The sequence below is a fragment of the Cryobacterium sp. AP27 genome (assembly GCF_056680495.1).
Map to the genome: position 1 here is coordinate 2730118 of NZ_CM155285.1, position 15528 is coordinate 2745645.

The 15528-nt window shown below is 69.4% G+C and carries 10 protein-coding genes, 1 tRNA gene and 1 other RNA gene; 3 read left to right on the forward strand and 9 right to left on the reverse strand.

The annotated features are described in order from the left end of the window. Nucleotides 1-167 precede the first annotated feature (167 nt). Both recR and AC1MB9_RS12865 read right to left on the reverse strand, forming a co-directional pair. The gene (recR, locus tag AC1MB9_RS12860; RefSeq protein ID WP_479962340.1) at nucleotides 168-767 is read right to left on the reverse strand and encodes a recombination mediator RecR; all 600 of its coding nucleotides are present in this window, start codon (nucleotides 765-767) and stop codon (nucleotides 168-170) included. Between the two features lie 3 nt (nucleotides 768-770). Further along, a complete protein-coding gene (locus AC1MB9_RS12865; protein ID WP_479962341.1) occupies nucleotides 771-3623 on the reverse strand; it encodes a DNA polymerase III subunit gamma and tau in 2853 nt (950 codons plus the stop codon). Nucleotides 3624-3868: 245 nt separating this feature from the next. Between AC1MB9_RS12865 and AC1MB9_RS12870 the strand changes: the two genes are divergently transcribed. Continuing rightward, nucleotides 3869-4237 carry a VOC family protein gene (locus tag AC1MB9_RS12870; protein ID WP_479962342.1) on the forward strand — a complete coding sequence of 123 codons (369 nt, stop codon included), beginning with the start codon at nucleotides 3869-3871 and terminating at the stop codon, nucleotides 4235-4237. 25 nt (nucleotides 4238-4262) lie between these two features. On the opposite strand, the gene AC1MB9_RS12875 is transcribed toward AC1MB9_RS12870, so the two are convergent. After that, the gene (locus AC1MB9_RS12875; protein ID WP_479962343.1) at nucleotides 4263-4706 is read right to left on the reverse strand and encodes a flavodoxin family protein; all 444 of its coding nucleotides are present in this window, start codon (nucleotides 4704-4706) and stop codon (nucleotides 4263-4265) included. Between the two features lie 261 nt (nucleotides 4707-4967). Here AC1MB9_RS12875 and AC1MB9_RS12880 point away from each other — a divergent pair, with 261 nt between their 5' ends. Continuing rightward, complete coding sequence (locus AC1MB9_RS12880) at nucleotides 4968-5861, forward strand: hypothetical protein (RefSeq protein ID WP_479962344.1); 894 nt, start codon at nucleotides 4968-4970, stop codon at nucleotides 5859-5861. Nucleotides 5862-6129: 268 nt separating this feature from the next. On the opposite strand, the gene AC1MB9_RS12885 is transcribed toward AC1MB9_RS12880, so the two are convergent. The 4 genes from AC1MB9_RS12885 to ffs form a co-directional block, all read right to left on the reverse strand. Continuing rightward, nucleotides 6130-7557 (reverse strand): acetate/propionate family kinase, encoded by a 1428-nt coding sequence (locus AC1MB9_RS12885; RefSeq protein WP_479962345.1) that lies wholly within the window; start codon nucleotides 7555-7557, stop codon nucleotides 6130-6132. Beyond that, nucleotides 7554-9761, reverse strand: a complete 2208-nt coding sequence (gene pta / locus AC1MB9_RS12890) for a phosphate acetyltransferase (RefSeq protein ID WP_479962346.1) — start codon at nucleotides 9759-9761, stop codon at nucleotides 7554-7556. Before pta ends, AC1MB9_RS12885 begins: the two co-directional genes overlap by 4 nt. A 372-nt stretch (nucleotides 9762-10133) precedes the next feature. Next, nucleotides 10134-12635: a phosphoketolase family protein gene (locus AC1MB9_RS12895; protein WP_479962347.1), complete on the reverse strand. Its 2502-nt coding sequence runs from the start codon at nucleotides 12633-12635 to the stop codon at nucleotides 10134-10136. A 143-nt stretch (nucleotides 12636-12778) separates the two neighbouring features. Continuing rightward, an RNA gene (gene ffs, locus AC1MB9_RS12900) (signal recognition particle sRNA small type) lies at nucleotides 12779-12875 on the reverse strand. 142 nt (nucleotides 12876-13017) lie between these two features. Between ffs and AC1MB9_RS12905 the strand changes: the two genes are divergently transcribed. Beyond that, nucleotides 13018-13105, forward strand: a tRNA-Ser gene (locus AC1MB9_RS12905). Between the two features lie 184 nt (nucleotides 13106-13289). Here the strand turns inward: AC1MB9_RS12905 and AC1MB9_RS12910 are convergent. Continuing rightward, nucleotides 13290-14645, reverse strand: a complete 1356-nt coding sequence (locus AC1MB9_RS12910; RefSeq protein WP_479964644.1) for a sulfate/molybdate ABC transporter ATP-binding protein — start codon at nucleotides 14643-14645, stop codon at nucleotides 13290-13292. Then, nucleotides 14642-15472, reverse strand: a complete 831-nt coding sequence (locus AC1MB9_RS12915) for an ABC transporter permease (protein ID WP_479964645.1) — start codon at nucleotides 15470-15472, stop codon at nucleotides 14642-14644. Before AC1MB9_RS12915 ends, AC1MB9_RS12910 begins: the two co-directional genes overlap by 4 nt. Nucleotides 15473-15528 lie beyond the last annotated feature (56 nt).

A 15528-nucleotide genomic window follows, 5' to 3' on the forward strand; every position in this document is an offset into this window, starting at 1 on the left:
AATGTCATGCCACGCGGCGCCCACCATGTGACGTCATGTGGCCCGCCGCGGGCTCGTGGCCGCTGCACAAAACCGGGGATTCTGAGACACGCCGGGGTGCGGCGCCACGCGGCGCGGCGTGTCGTGAACGGGCCGGTTTTAGGGGCGCCGGCGCGGAGCGGGGTGGACTACTTCGCGACCTCGCGGCGACCCTCGAAGGCACGGCCGAGGGTGACCTCGTCGGCGTATTCCAGGTCGCCGCCGACCGGGAGGCCGGAGGCGAGGCGGGTCACTCGAATTTCCAGCGTGGTGAGCAGGCGCGACAGGTAGGTGGCGGTGGCCTCCCCCTCGAGGTTCGGATCGGTCGCGATGATGACCTCCTGAACCGTGTTGTCGGCGAGCCGTTGCATCAGCTGGCGGATGCGCAGGTCGTCGGGACCGACGCCGTCGATGGGACTGATCGCCCCGCCGAGCACGTGATAGAGCCCCTTGAACTCGCGGGTGCGTTCGATCGCCACGACGTCCTTGGCCTCCTCGACCACGCAGATGAGCGCGGCGCTGCGACGCGGGTCGCGGCAGATCATGCAGGTGGTCTGCTCGGACACGTTGCCGCAGATATCGCAGAACCGCACCTTGTCCCGCACCTCGAGCAGCACGTTGGCGAGCCGAGTCACGTCGACCTTCTCGGTCTGCAGAATGTGAAACGCGATGCGCTGGGCGGACTTGGGCCCGATGCCGGGCAGCTGCCCGAGCTCGTCGATCAGTTCCTGAACAATTCCTTCATACATGGGCTAATCGCCTCTCGGTCGCGGCGTCGCCGCGAAGTACGGCTGTTCTTCAATGAATGTGGCGCCCAGAATCTCGCGCACGACCGCCTCGCCGTAGCGCTGTTTCTCGGCGAAGCTCGGCGCCGTCGTCGGACGTGCCTGCGCCGTCGGGCGTCGACCGGCCGATGCGGCCTGGGCGCGCGGCGCGGCGGCCGTGGCCGTGGGCGTGGCCGTGGGCGTGGGCGTGGGCGAGCCGCCTCTGCTCGGGTTCGCTGCTGTCGGGTGGGGCATCCGCTCCTCGCGGGGGGCATCGCGCTCGGGCTCCACGTCGTCGAAGGGTGGGGGAACGTCGTTGAACGGCGGCTCCTCCTCGGCTCTGCGCTCCGGCGTGCGATCGCGGGCCGGTGCGGCCGGCTGCGTCGCCGCGGCGGAGGCCGCGGGGGCGACGGGCGCGGCGCCGGCGGAACCCGGGATGACGACCGTGTTCCACCCGGTCGAGGCTACAGCGCGCGCGGCGGCATCCGCGCCCTGGTCGATTGCGGGATCGATTGCGGCCGCGGGGATGGTCTCGTACTCGGTGACAGTCGGCACAGGGGGTGCAGAATCGGCGACCGTGGGCGCATCCGTGACGGTGGCCGCATCGGCGGACGTGGCCGCATCCGTGACGGTGGGCGCACCGGCAGATGGGGTCGAGGCGGGAGTCGCCGCGCCGGCAGAGGTCACCGCATCCTCGGAGGCGGCGGACGGGCCCGCGGAGGTAGCGGCGGAGGGCGCGTCGGCGGAGGCGGCGCCGGGAGCAGGGCTCGCTGCCGCGCTCGGGCCGTTCGCCCATGGTTCGTCGGACAGCGCATCGCCTTCGGGGGCTGCCGACGGCGAGGTCACGGGGTCGATGGGCGCGTCGGGTGCGGGGCCGGACGGCGGGCGCGGTTCCTCGCGGGCGATGAACTTCACCTTGAGCCCCATGACCGCCAGGATCGCGGTGCGCAGGAAGTCGCTCACGCCCATGCCCGGCGCCGGAGAGTGCTTGAAGCTCGCGACGTCGGCCTCACTCGGAAACGACAGCACGAGCACGTCACCGCGCAGGTCGATCAGGTGAGCCGTGTACGCGACGAGCCAGGCGCTCACCTTGGCGGTGCGCACGGCATCGAGGATCTCGGGCCACGCGTCACTCATCTGCGCGAACGTGACCGGCCCCGTGGGCAGCACGCGCACCGGAGGAGCGGAGTCGGCCGGCGGGGTGCCGGCCGGGACCGTGTCCCGAGCGGATGCCGTAGCCGTGCCCGCCGTGTTGGACTCCGCCTCGCGCGCTTCCGCGGGGTTGGTCGACGTTGTCGAAGGCGTCGTGGGAGGCCCGGCTGCGGCTGCGGCTGCGGCTGCGGCTGCGGACGGTGGTGTGGTTGCGGACGGTGGTGTGGTTGCGGCTGCGGACGGTGGTGTGGTTGCGGACGGTGGTGTGGTTGCCTGCTTCGTTTCAGCGGTGCCAGTCGTGGCAGGCGCACCCCATTCGACGGGGCCAACTCCTGCCGGCGGCGCGGTGTCGGCCGCCGTGCCCGTCGGCGCGGGCTCGGCGGTCTCGGCCGGTCTGGCCGGTGACGGACCGGTTCCTCCCGGCTCGACGTGGGCGCGAGCCGCGGCCGGCGCGGCCGGCTCCACCGGTCGACGAGGGGCCGCGGCCGACGTCGGTTCGGCGGCCGGATGCGACGGCGCGCCGTCCACGCCGATCCGGCGTTCGAGGCGCTCCACACGAGCCAGCGCTCCGCGAACGGAATCGTCGGTCGCCGGGATCAGCGCGCGCGCAATCATGAGTTCGAGGTGCAACCGCGGCGACGTGGCCCCGGTCATCTCGGTGAGGGCGGCGTTCAGGATGTCGGCGGTGCGCGACAGTTCCGCCGCCCCGAACTGGGCGGCCTGGGCGGCCATCCGGTCGATTTCGTCCTGCGGAACTCCGCGCAGCACCGCCGCGGCTCCGGCAGCGGATGTGGCGGCGACGACGATGAGGTCGCGCATCCGCTCGAGCAGGTCTTCGACGAAACGACGCGGGTCCTGGCCGGTCTGGATCACCCGGTCTGCGGCGTCGAAGGCGGCACCGGCATCGCGGGCTCCAAGGGCGTCAACCGCGTCGTCGAGCAGGGTCGCGCTCGTGTAGCCGAGCAGGGCAACAGCGCGTTCGTACTCCACGGTGTGGCCGTCGGAACCGGCCATCAGCTGATCGAGCAGCGAGAGCGTGTCTCGAGGCGAGCCACCGCCGGCGCGCACGACGAGCGGCAGAACGCCAGGGGCGACCTGCACCTTCTCCGTTTCGCACATGTGCTGCACGTAGTCGAGCATGGGCGCGGGCGGCACCAGCCGGAACGGGTAGTGGTGGGTGCGCGAGCGGATCGTGCCGATGACCTTCTCGGGTTCGGTCGTGGCGAAGATGAACTTCACGTGCTCGGGCGGTTCCTCGACGATTTTGAGCAGGGCGTTGAATCCCTGCGGCGTCACCATGTGCGCCTCGTCGAGGATGAAGATCTTGTAGCGGTCGCGGGCGGGCGCGAAGATCGCCCGCTCGCGAATGTCGCGGGCGTCGTCGACGCCGTTGTGGCTGGCGGCGTCGATCTCCACCACATCGAGGGAGCCGCCGCCGTCGCGGGCGAGTTCCACGCAGCTCGGGCAGACCCCGCACGGTGTGTCGGTGGGGCCTTCGGCACAGTTGAGGCAGCGAGCCAGGATGCGTGCCGAGGTGGTCTTGCCGCAGCCTCGCGGCCCGCTGAACAGGTAGGCGTGATTCACCCGATTGGTGCGCAGGGCCGTCATGAGCGGTTCAGTCACTTGCGACTGCCCGATCATCTCGGCGAAGGTCTCTGGCCGGTAACGGCGATACAGTGCGGTAACCACAGATCAATGGTACTTGGCCCCGCCGACGCCGTGCCGCGCGCTGCTCGAAAGACGGATGCCGCGGCGTCGGCCGAACGGGCGCATCCGGTGTGAACGAGCGCGTGCCGACAGACGCGTTCCGACAACTGAGCGACTCGCCGGATGCACCCGCGACGTGGCCGTGCGTGCGAACCGGCGGCGGCATCCGTTGTACGCTCGCATGAATACTGGCAGTCGTGCCATGCGTGCGGCCGGAAGGAGTACCTGTGGACATGCGACTTGAACTGGTGCCGTTGCCCTCGTCGGACGTGGAGCGCAGCAAGGCCTTTTACGTTGACCGGGTGGGCTTCGTGCTCGATCACGATATCGAGCCCGGCAACGGGATGCGCATCGTGCAGCTCACACCGCCGGGATCGGCCTGCTCCATCGTGATCGGCGGTGGGATCAGCAGCCCGGACGCCGCGCCCGTTCTCGGCCTTCACCTGGTCGTGGACGACGTCGAGGTCGCGCGACGGACGCTCGTTGACAACGGGGTTGACGTCTCGGATGTCAACGATATGGGCGGCGGCGTTCGCTACGCCTTCTTCACAGATCCCGACGGCAACTCCTGGGCGCTGCAACAGATTTCCCGGTGATGCTGCGCCAGCCACCCGTCGGCTGCTAGTTGGCGAGTCGTTTCAGCGATGCGGCCCACTCGGCAGCGTTCGCGCTCTCTCCCGCGTCGAGCGGGCCCTCGGATTTCTGCACGTAGAAGGCGTGGGGCGGTGCGATGATCTCCGCGCCGTGCTCCTGCAGGGACGCGCTGATCTTCTTCGCCGCGTCGCCGTGGATGAAGATGTGCAGCCGGGTGTCGAAGGCCGCGGCCCTCACCCCGCGCAGTTGGTCGGCACCCAGGGAGGACAGCGCCTCGGTGATTCGGGCCGTGGGGCGCCATCCGTTGATCGGACTGCCCACAACGAGCACGTCTCCCGCGTGCAGCTCCTCGGCGTTGAAACTCCCGACCGGCACTGCCGTGGCCGCCATGGGGTCGAGGGCGCCCGCGATGGTCTCCGCGATCGACTGGGTGTTGCCGTAGTTGGAGTCGTACAGAACGATCGCTTTCATGACCTCTCCTCTTTGAGGCCGAGACTACCCCCGTCCCTGCGTCACCATCGTGACCGTCGTCATCCCTTCGTCCCTCTCCCCTCGGCAAAACCGGTCCTTTTCGAGACACGCCGTGTTTCGTGGCTGGCCACCCCGGCGTGTCTCAGAATGACCGGTTTTACGAGGCGGTCGGTTCTCCTCCACAGGACGGTTCAGGAGAAACGCTCCCCCGGCTCGGGCGAGGACCGACCCCGTCGCGGCGCCGGGGGCCACCCTCGGTGCATGCGCCCCCTTCTTCTGTTGTGTTCCCTCGGGCATGTCGCCTCCACCCACGAGCTCCGCACCCGCGGCGTTGCCGCAACGGAGATTAGAGCGGCCGTGGCCGGTGGAATGATCTCTCGGGTTTCCCGCGGAACCTACGTGTGCGCCCACGTCGATTCCGACCAAACCACCGCAGCCGCGAATCATGCTCGAATCGCGTGCCTCAGCGCACTGCGCCGTGGAAGAGTATGGGCCGGCCTCGATCTCTCCCTGCACCTGGCACTACCACCCGGGGCGCGCGGCACCGGATACACGAGTCACCCGCGCCCGACGGAAGCTCTCGATGGGCGAGAGATCCACTACCACTGGGGGGTTCCCCGCTTCGACGAGGGCGCGAGGTGTTGGCTGGTGAGCCCGATGGAAGCCGTGTGGCAAGGCATCCATTGTCTGAACGAGGAGCACGCCATCGCCTGCCTTGAGTCCGCCGTGCACGAGAAATTCCTCACCATCAGCGAGGTGCGTCGCATCTGCGCGCATGCTCCGGCCCGCCTGCACCGAGGCATCCGGGAGATGGAATTCACCGCAGATTCCGGGCTCGAAACGGTCGTGCGCCGGCGCCTGCGCCATGAGGGATACCGAGTGGAGGCCCAGGTGCGCGTCGGACAGCCGGGAACCGAAACGATGCCCCCGGAAGACCTCGTTGTGGAGGATTGCGTGGCCGTCGAAATCGATGGGCAGGAGTGGCACGGTGAGAGCCGGTTTCACCCGGACCACACCCGCGATCTGCAGGCGGCGGGTCTGGGCCGCCCGACCCTTCGCCTCACGTACGCGCAGATCCTATTCGAGTGGCCGACCACACTCGCCGCGATAGACCGCACGGTCGTCGACGCGCGTCGGGCTCGGCACCACCGCTAAACCCGGCACATTTACGACACGCCGGCCCGTGTGGCACGGCAGCTCGGCGTGTCGTGAAAACACCGGTTTTGTGCACGCGGCACACGGCCCGGCCCACGGCACGCGGATGCCGACGCTCCCGGCTCCCCGGTGCATCCGTCACTCGTCGCCGAGCCGCACGTCACCCTCAAACCGGATCATTCGCGACACGCCGGCATCCGTGGCTCCCCGACCCGGCGTGTCATGAAAACACCGGTTTTGCGGGGAGGGTGGCCGGGTCGGTGCGGGGTCAGCCGACCTTGGAGAGGGTCTGGCGGGCGATCTCAAGTTCCTCGTTGGTGGGGATGACGAGCACGGTGACGGCGGAGTCGTCGGTCGAGATACGCCGCGGGCCGCGCGTGCGTGCCTCGTTGCGCTCCGCGTCGATGGTGATGCCGAGCGCCTCGAGCCCGGCCAGGGCCCGGCCGCGTATGAGTGCGCTGTTCTCGCCGACGCCGGCCGTGAAGGTGATGACGTCGACGTGGCCGAGCTGGGCGTAATACGACCCGACGTAGCCCTTGAGCCGGTGCACGTACACGTCGAGGGCCAGCTGGGACGGCCCGTCGCCGGAGTCGGCGGCCGTGACCACGTCGCGCAGGTCACCGCGTCCGGTCAGCCCGAGCAGGCCGCTCCCCCGGTTGAGCAGGGCGTCGAGGTCGTCGATGTCGAGTCCGGCCTTGCGGTGCAGGTGAAACAAGACACCCGGGTCGATGTCGCCGGAGCGGGTGCCCATGACGAGTCCTTCGAGCGGGGTCATGCCCATGCTCGTCTCGACCGAGCGACCGGCGCGCACGGCGCAGACGGATCCGCCGTTGCCGAGGTGCAGCACGATCTGGTTCAGGTCTTCCACGGGGCGGCCCAGGAACTCGGCGCCGGCGCGGGAAACGAAACCATGTGAGGTGCCGTGAAACCCGTACCGGCGCACCCGAAAGCGTTCGGCGAGGTCCGCGTTGATGGCGTAGGTGAAGGCCTCGGGCGGCAGCGTCTGGTGAAACGCGGTGTCAAAGACGGCCACGTGCGGCACCGACGCGAAGGCTTCGATCGCGGCCGTGATGCCCTGCAGGGCACCGGGGTTGTGCAACGGCGCGAGCCCGGAGAGCTCGTCGATGTCGCGCTCAACCGCCTCGGTCACGACCGTCGGCTCGTGAAAACGTGCTCCGCCGTGCACGACGCGGTGCCCGACGGCCACGGGCGCGTGCTCGGTCAGCGACGGGCCGTGGGTGCGGAACGCCTCGAGCATCACGCCAAAGCCCGCCGTGTGGTCGGGAATGGGCAGCTCGCGCTCCGTGGCTGACGTTTCGGTCACGGCCGTCACGGCCGTCTCTACGGGAACGGATGCGCCGGCAGCGCCAGAACCAACCACGCCAGAACCAACCAAGCCAGAGCTGGCAGCGCCAGAACCGACCACGTCAGAGTTGGCCGCGCCGGCGCCGGCGGGAGCGGAATCGGCGGGAGCGGAGCCGTGCGCGGCGGGAACGGCTGCGCCGACTGCTGCGGCTGGGCCGGGAACGGATGCCGCGGCATCCGTCGGGCGGCCCCAGACGGTGTGCGAGGACTGGCCCATCAGCTCGCCGATGCGCTCGACGAGTCCGCTCGCGAGGGTCGTCTCCGTGCTCATCTCAATCAGCTGGTATTTGAACGACGAGGAACCGGAGTTGACCACGAGCACGGCGGTCATGCGTGCACTCCGGCCGCGGCCGACACCGCGGCGGCCGCCGCCTCATCGAGGGACGCGGCCTGGATGGCCGTGATCGCGACGGTATTGACGATGTCCTGCACGAGGGCTCCGCGGGACAGGTCGTTGATCGGCTTGCGCAGTCCCTGCAGGATCGGTCCGATCGCCACGGCGTTGGCCGAGCGCTGCACCGCCTTATAGGTGTTGTTGCCGGTGTTCAGGTCGGGGAAGATGAACACGGTCGCCCGGCCGGCCACCTCGGAGCCGGGCATCTTCGTGGCCGCCACCGCGGCATCCGCGGCGGCGTCGTACTGGATCGGACCCTCGACCAGCAGGTCGGGTCGGCGCTCGCGCACGAGGGCGGTCGCGGCGCGCACCTTGTCGACGTCTGCGCCCTCCCCGGAGGAGCCCGTGGAGTAGGAGAGCATCGCGATGCGCGGCTCGATGCCGAACTGCACGGCGGTCTCGGAGGCGGAGATGGCGATGTCCGCGAGTTCCTCGGCCGTGGGGTCCGGGATGATCGCACAGTCGCCGTAGACGAGCACGCGGTCGGCGAGCGCCATCAGGAACACGCTCGACACCACGCCGACGCCCGGCCGGGTCTTGATGATCTGGAAGCTCGGCCGGATGGTGTGCGCGGTCGTGTGCGTGGCGCCGGAGACCATGCCGTCGGCGATGCCGAGCTGCACCATCATCGTTCCGAAGAACGAGAGGTCGGTGACGGTGTCGCGCGCCTGGTCGAGGGTGACGCCCTTGTGCGCACGCAGCCGGGCGTACTCCTCCGCGAAGCGCAGCCGCAGCACGTCGTCGAAGGGGCTCAGGACGTGCGCCTTGGAGATGTCCAGGCCGAGACCGATGGCACGCGAGCGCACCTCGAATTCCTCGCCGAGGATGGTGAGGTCGACCACGTCGCGGGCCAGCAGTGTGGCGGCGGCGCGCAGCACGCGGTCGTCGTCGCCCTCCGGAAGCACGATGTGGCGGCGCTTGCTGCGGGCACGCTCCAGCAGGTTGTACTCGAACATCAGCGGGGTCACGACGTCGGCGCGGCTCACCTCGAGGCGTTCGAACAGAGCGGATGCGTCGACGTGCTTCTCGAACAGGGCCAGAGCGGTGTCGTGCTTGCGCTGCGAATCGGCGGCGAAGCGCCCGCGAGTGTGGGTGACCCGCAGCGCGGTCTCGTAGGAACCGAGCTTGGTGCTGATGATCGGCAGCGAGGGGGTGAGCCCCGCCATCAGGCGCTGGATCGGCTCGGGCAGTTCGAAACCGCCGTTGAGCACGATGCCGGCGATCGAGGGGAACGTGGCGGCGGAGTTGGCCATCAGCACGGCGAGCAGCACGTCTTCGCGGTCGCCGGGCACCACCACGACCGAGCCTTCGATCAGCCGCGGCAGCACGTTGACCATGGACATGGCCGCCACGACCACGCCCAGCGCCTCGCGGGCGAGCAGTTCGGGGTCGCCCTTGATGAGTGCGCCGTCCACGGCCTGCATGATGCTTTTCATGCTCGGGGCGACGAGGTAGGGGTCTTCGGGCACGGCCCACACGGGGATGCCCGCGGTGGATTCGCCGCGGTTGCTCGGTGCGTCGACGACGGTCCGCACGGCGGCGACGACCTCGTCGAGCCGGGAGGCATCCGCTCGGTTCACGACGATGGCGAGAACGGATGCGTGCTCGTCGCGCAACTCGGCGAGCGCCACGTCGGTCTGCTGGCGGATGTCGCTCGTTGTGCGCGGGTCGCTCTGGCCGAGCCATTCGCCCTGCGCCTGCCCCACACGTCCGCCGAGCACGAGCAGCACGGGAGCGCCGAGGTTCGCGGCGATGCGCGCGTTGAACGCGAGTTCGGTGGGGCTGCCCACGTCGGTGTAGTCGCTGCCGATGATGACGACGGTGTCGCACCCGGCCTCGACGGCTTTGTAGCGCTGCACGATGCGGGCGAGGGCGGCGTCCGGGTCGCTGTTCACTGCGTCGTAGGTGACCCCGATGCTCTGCTCGTAGTTCTGAACGAACTCCGCGCTGGCCGGCTCGCCGGCGTTCAGGTGCCGCAGCAGCAGCTCGACCACGTAGTCGGGTTCGTCCGTCGAGCGGGCGACGGGGCGAAACACGCCGACGCGCTGCACCGAGTGGGTGAGGGTGTCGAGCACGCCGAGCGCGATGGTGGACTTGCCGGTGTTGCCTTCGGCCGAGGTGATGTAGATGCTACGTGCCACGGTATCCATTCAATCCATTTGAGGGACGAGAGAGTGCACGACGCGGTTTTCTCTGCCTGTGGGACGGGCAGCTTCGACCGAATCGCAAAACAATTCCAGCGGCGCCCCTGCAGCGGAACACACACCGTTGATCGTGTCGGCGGGCATTTCCAGCGGCGAATCTCGGCGACCCGGACGGGCGCGGATTGCCGAACGGAACTACGCGATCGACCTGTCTAGTATGGCACTCCCGACCTGACCGCCCGGGTCATACCGCCGTTCGGGGAGCCTGCGCGGGGCCGCAGCATCCGCCCGCGACCGCATGCCGCGGGCCGGCTGCACTGGTCCCGCCGCCGGTGGGGAAGCAACATCGGGTGCAGCTCCCCGAGGACGCTACGTGTTGTCCCCACCGGTCGACTCGGCGGCCCGCGCCGACCTCGACTCCGGGGTGCCGCTCGCTTCGCCCCAGGCCCAGTCCAGGATCTCCGGGGCGTCTTCGCCGTGGTCGCGGGTGTACTGCCGGGCGTGCAGCCGGGCATCCTGCATCTGCTGGCGCAGCAGGCCGGCACGGGCGCCGAGCCCGGGAACGCGGTCGATGACATCCATCACGAGGTGGTACCGGTCGAGGTCGTTGAGCATCACCATGTCGAACGGCGTCGTGGTGGTGCCGATCTCCTTGTATCCGCGGGCATGCAGGTTGTCGTGCCCGGTGCGCTTGTAGGTGAGCCGATGAATGAGCCAGGGGTAGCCGTGGTACGCGAACACGATCGGCTTGTCGGGCGTGAAGATCGCGTCGAACTCACGGTCGGTGAGCCCGTGCGGGTGATCGTCTGCCGACTGCAGCCGCATCAGGTCGACCACGTTGACCACGCGCACGGCCAGCGACGGCAGGTGCTCGCGCAAAATGGCGGCGGCACCGAGCACCTCGAGGGTGGGCACGTCGCCGGCGGCGACGAGCACCACGTCGGGCGACACCCCGGGCGTCTCGGTGCCGGCCCAGTCGAAGATGCCGAGGCCGCGCGTGCAGTGCGCCACCGCCTCCTCCATGGTGAGCAGGTTCGGCGCGGGCTGCTTGCCGGCCACGACCACGTTCACGTAGTCCACGCTGCGCAGGCAGTGATCGTAGGTGCTCAGCAGCGTGTTCGCGTCGAACGGCAGATAGACCCGCACCACGTCGGCGCTCTTATTCACGACGTGGTCGATGAAGCCGGGATCCTGGTGGCTGAACCCGTTGTGGTCCTGCCGCCACACGTGCGAGCTCAACAGGTAGTTCAGGCTCGCAATCGGCGCACGCCACGGAATGTCGGCGGTGACCTTGAGCCACTTGGCGTGCTGATTGAACATGGAATCCACGATGTGGATGAACGCCTCGTAGCAATTGAACAGCCCGTGCCGCCCGGTGAGCAGGTAGCCCTCAAGCCAGCCCTGGCACTGGTGCTCGCTGAGCATCTCCATCACCCGGCCCGCCCGGGCGAGGTTCATGTCATTCGGGCGCATCTGCGCATTCCACTGCTTGTCGGTCGCCTCGTACACGGCGGGCGCCAGCCGGTTCGATGCCGTCTCGTCGGGCCCGAAGATCCGAAAGTTGTCGGGATTCAAACGGATGACCTCGGCCAGGTAGCCGCCGAGCACCCGCGTGGCCTCGCCCACCGTCGCGCCCGGCGAGGGCACGTCCACCGCGAAGTCGCGGAAGTCGGGAAGTTGCAGTTCCCGGCGCAGCAGCCCGCCGTTCGACACCGGGTTCGCGCTCATGCGCAGGTTCCCGTCCGGAGCGAGGTCGGTGATGAGGGACACCGGGGCACCGGACTCGTCGAAGAGTTCCTCGGGACGGTAGGAGTGCATCCACTTTTCGAGCAGTTGGGTGTGCGCCTCGGTGTCGCGGGCGTTGCCGAGCGGAACCTGATGTGCGCGCCAGGTGCCTTCGACCGGCAGGCCGTCGATCTCGGCGGGGCAGGTCCAGCCCTTCGGTGTGCGCAGGATGATCATCGGCCAGCTCGGCCGGGCGAAGTCTTCGCCGGCATCCCGGGCCGCGGCGGCGGCGCGCTTGATCTCGGCGATCTCGTTGAGCACCACGTCGAGGGTCTCGGCCATGCGGGCGTGCACGAGCAGCGGGTCTTCGCCGTCGAAGCCGCCCGACACGATGTGCGGCGTGTGCCCGTAGCCGCGCATGAGGCTCAGCAGCTCCTCTTCGGGGATGCGCGCGAGCACCGTGGGGTTCGCGATCTTGTAGCCGTTCAGGTGCAGGATGGGCAGCACGACGCCGTCCTGCACGGGGTCGATGAACTTGTTCGAGTGCCAGCTCGTGGCGAGCGGGCCGGTTTCGGCCTCGCCGTCGCCCACGACGGCCGCCACGAGCAGGTCGGGGTTGTCGAACGCGGCGCCGTAGGCGTGGCTGAGCGCGTACCCGAGCTCGCCGCCCTCGTGGATGGAGCCGGGGGTGTCCGGCGAGGCGTGGCTGGGGATTCCGCCGGGGAAAGAGAACTGGCGGAACAGCTTCTGCACGCCCACCTCGGTCTGCTCGATGTGGGTGTAGATCTCGGAGTAGGTTCCGTCGAGCCAGGCGTTCGCAACCATGCCGGGCCCGCCGTGCCCGGGGCCGGTCACATAGAGCGTGCTCTGCGAGCGCTGCCGGATCGCCCGGTTCAGGTGCGCGTAGAGAAAGTTGAGTCCCGGCGTGGTTCCCCAGTGCCCCAGCAGCCGCGGCTTGATGTGGTCGCGGGTGAGGGGCTCGCGCAGCAGGGCATTGCCGAGCAGGTAAATCTGCCCGATGGAGAGGTAGTTCGCCGCCCGCCACCAGGCGTCGATGCTCGCGAGGGCCTCCGCGGTGAGCGGGGCCGGCGGGCGCGCGGGCCAGGCGGTCACTGGGGCGGCTGTCGTACTCAACGAATCAGGCATCGGTCCTTCGCATCCCACGGCGCGGCGGCCGCACCGGCCCAGCTTAGGGATGCCCACGCGAGCGCTCAAGGGCCACAGGTCCCGAACCGGGTGGGCCGCACGTCACGTGCTATCGCCCCGGCGGCCATACACGCGGTGGAAAAAGAAAGGACCCCTCGCGCACCCGCCAGAGCCCGGTTACCCTTGCTACGTTTCCGTCCTGGGGGAATTGGCCTGGATGGCGCCACGCGAGGAGCCGTGCACTAGCTTAGGCGACATCGGGCCGCAGCAAAAACATGAGCGGATTCACGCCTCCTGAGGGCCTCCGGATGCGAAGCGGCAGCAGACCCGCTCAGAAACAGATAGGATTCTCTGGTGCCGTTCTCTTGGGAACGGCCGGCCAGGAGAATTCGCCTAGTGGCCTATGGCGCACGCTTGGAAAGCGTGTTGGGTGAAAGCCCTCGGGGGTTCGAATCCCCCATTCTCCGCCAAGTAACGCAAGCGTGTTGGGTGAAAGCGCACACCCCACACGCGGGGCTCGAATCCCCCATTCTCCGCCAAGTGGTACCAGCTTTCGGCCCCTTCTAAAACCGGTGCGTTCGCGACACGCCGTGCTGGATGGCGCCGCAGCCCGGTGTGTCTCAGAAATTCCGGTTTTGCGCGCGTGCAAGCGGGTCAGAGCGGGTAGACGACGGCGTCGGCAGAGTCGAAAGAGAAATAGGCACGGATGCCCGGCTCAAGATCGAGATCGGCGATCGCCCGGGGAGTGAGATCGGCGAAGAGCCTGTCGGAGCGCACGCGCACGACGTCCCCGCGAGGTTCGAGGTCGCGCACGATCGCGGCAAACACGGTGAGCCGCGCGCTGTGCGGTGCGCTGAGCGAGACCAGCACATTCGCGGGCCGAACGGCCACCCCGACCCGCGTGCCGATCGGGATTTCGGGCTCGCGTTCGGAGGGGGTATCGGCGGCAATGTCGGGCTCGCGTTCGGAGGGGACGTCCAGGCCGCTGCCGAACCGAATTTCGGCGGGGGTGTCGGGCCCGGCAACGACCGGGATGTCGGCGGCGGGGGCAGCGGCGGTGCGCGGCGTGGTGACGGATGCGTCGGCATCCGTCACCACGCCGGCCTCCGTGCTCGTGCCGGTGATGAGGTTGAGGGCGGCGAGGTCGGCCGTGAATCGCGTGCGCGGGCGTTCCAGGACATCGCGGGTGGGTCCCTCTTCAATGATGCGACCGTCGTGCATCACCACCACGCGGTCGGCGAGGGTGAGGGCGTCAAGCACGTCGTGCGTCACGAGCAGAACCGTCTGGTCGACGAGCACCCGGCGGAGCATCCGTCGCAGGAGCGGGGCTGCCGCCACATCCAGTGCGGAGAGCGGCTCGTCGAGGAGCAGAAGTTGCGGTTCCGCGGCGAGGGCACGAGCCACGGCCACGCGTTGCGCCTGTCCCCCGGACAGCTCGGTGGGTCGGCGGTCGGCGAGTTCCGTGGCGTCGACCTCGTGCAACCAGTGCAGCGCGCGGGCGTGTGCCTCGTTCCGGCCGACCCCGGAGCTGCGCGGGCCGAAGGCCACGTTCGACGCGGCGCTCAGGTGCGGGAACAGCAACGGCTCCTGCGCGAGCAGGGCCACACCACGCGCGTGAGCGGGCAGCCAGCGCTCGCGTCGGCTCGGCATCCGCTTCGGGAGCTTCGCAGCCCGTAGACCTGCCGCACGCGGGTCCGCAGTCGGGTCGCCACGACCTACAGCTCCCACGTGCGGGCCGCCAGCGCCCGGGTCGGTGGCGCTCGGGTGCGCGGCACGCGCGACACCGGCACGATCATCGGCACCGACACGGGCACAGCCAACGTCGAAGAGGATGCGCCCGGCGAGTTCGGCGCGCCCGGTCGCGGGGCGCACGAGGCCGGCGAGAATACCGAGAAGGGTGGATTTCCCGGCGCCGTTCGGGCCGAGAATGGCGACGGTTTCGCCCCGGGCGACCCGCAGCGACACGTCGAGGCCCCGCTCCGGCATTGCGGCGTCGATACTCAGCATCAGGCGGCCCGACGCAGAAAGCCGGTGGCGGGGTTGGCTCCGCGGTGTGCGAAGCCCACGACAAGCACGGCCACGACAACGAGCACGAGCGAGAGGGCGACCGCCGCATCCGGGTCGATCTCCCGCTGCAGGTAGATCTCCAGCGGCAACGTGCGCGTGACGCCCTGCAGGCTTCCGGCGAAGGTGAGCGTGGCACCGAATTCGCCCAGCGCGCGGGCGAAGGAGAGCACCGCGCCGGACACCAGCGCCGGCAGCACGAGCGGCAGGGTCACCCGGCGCAACACGGTGGTGGGCGCCGCGCCGAGCGTCGCCGCGACGGCCTCATACCGGGTGCCGACCGCGCGCAGCCCGCCTTCGAGACTCAGCACGAGGTACGGCAACGCCACGAATGTCTGCGCAAGCACCACGGCGGTGGTCGAAAATGCGATCTGGATGCCCAGCAGTTCGAAGGTCTCACCGAGCAGGCCGCGGCGTCCGAACGTGTAGAGCAGCGCGATTCCGCCCACGACCGGGGGCAGCACGAGCGGAAGCAGCACGAGCGGGCGCAGCAACCGCAGCCCGGCAAACCGGGTGCGGGCGAGCACGAGCGCCATCGGCACCCCGAGGAGAATGCACAGCAGCGTCGCAACACTCGACGTACGCAGGCTGAGCAGCAGTGCGGCAACGGATGATTCGCTCGTCACGAGCTGAAGGAAGCTCCCCCAGTTGACCCGGCTGACCATGGCCACCAGGGGAAGCAGCACGAACAGCGCACCGACCGCGGCGATCCCGAGGACCCAGCGCGGAACGGCGTCGACGCGGGCCGGTCGCGGTCTCCGGCGCGAGCGCACTCGAGAATGACCCGAGGTTGTGGAGGCACTCGACGTTGCGGTCGTGTGCGCCGCCG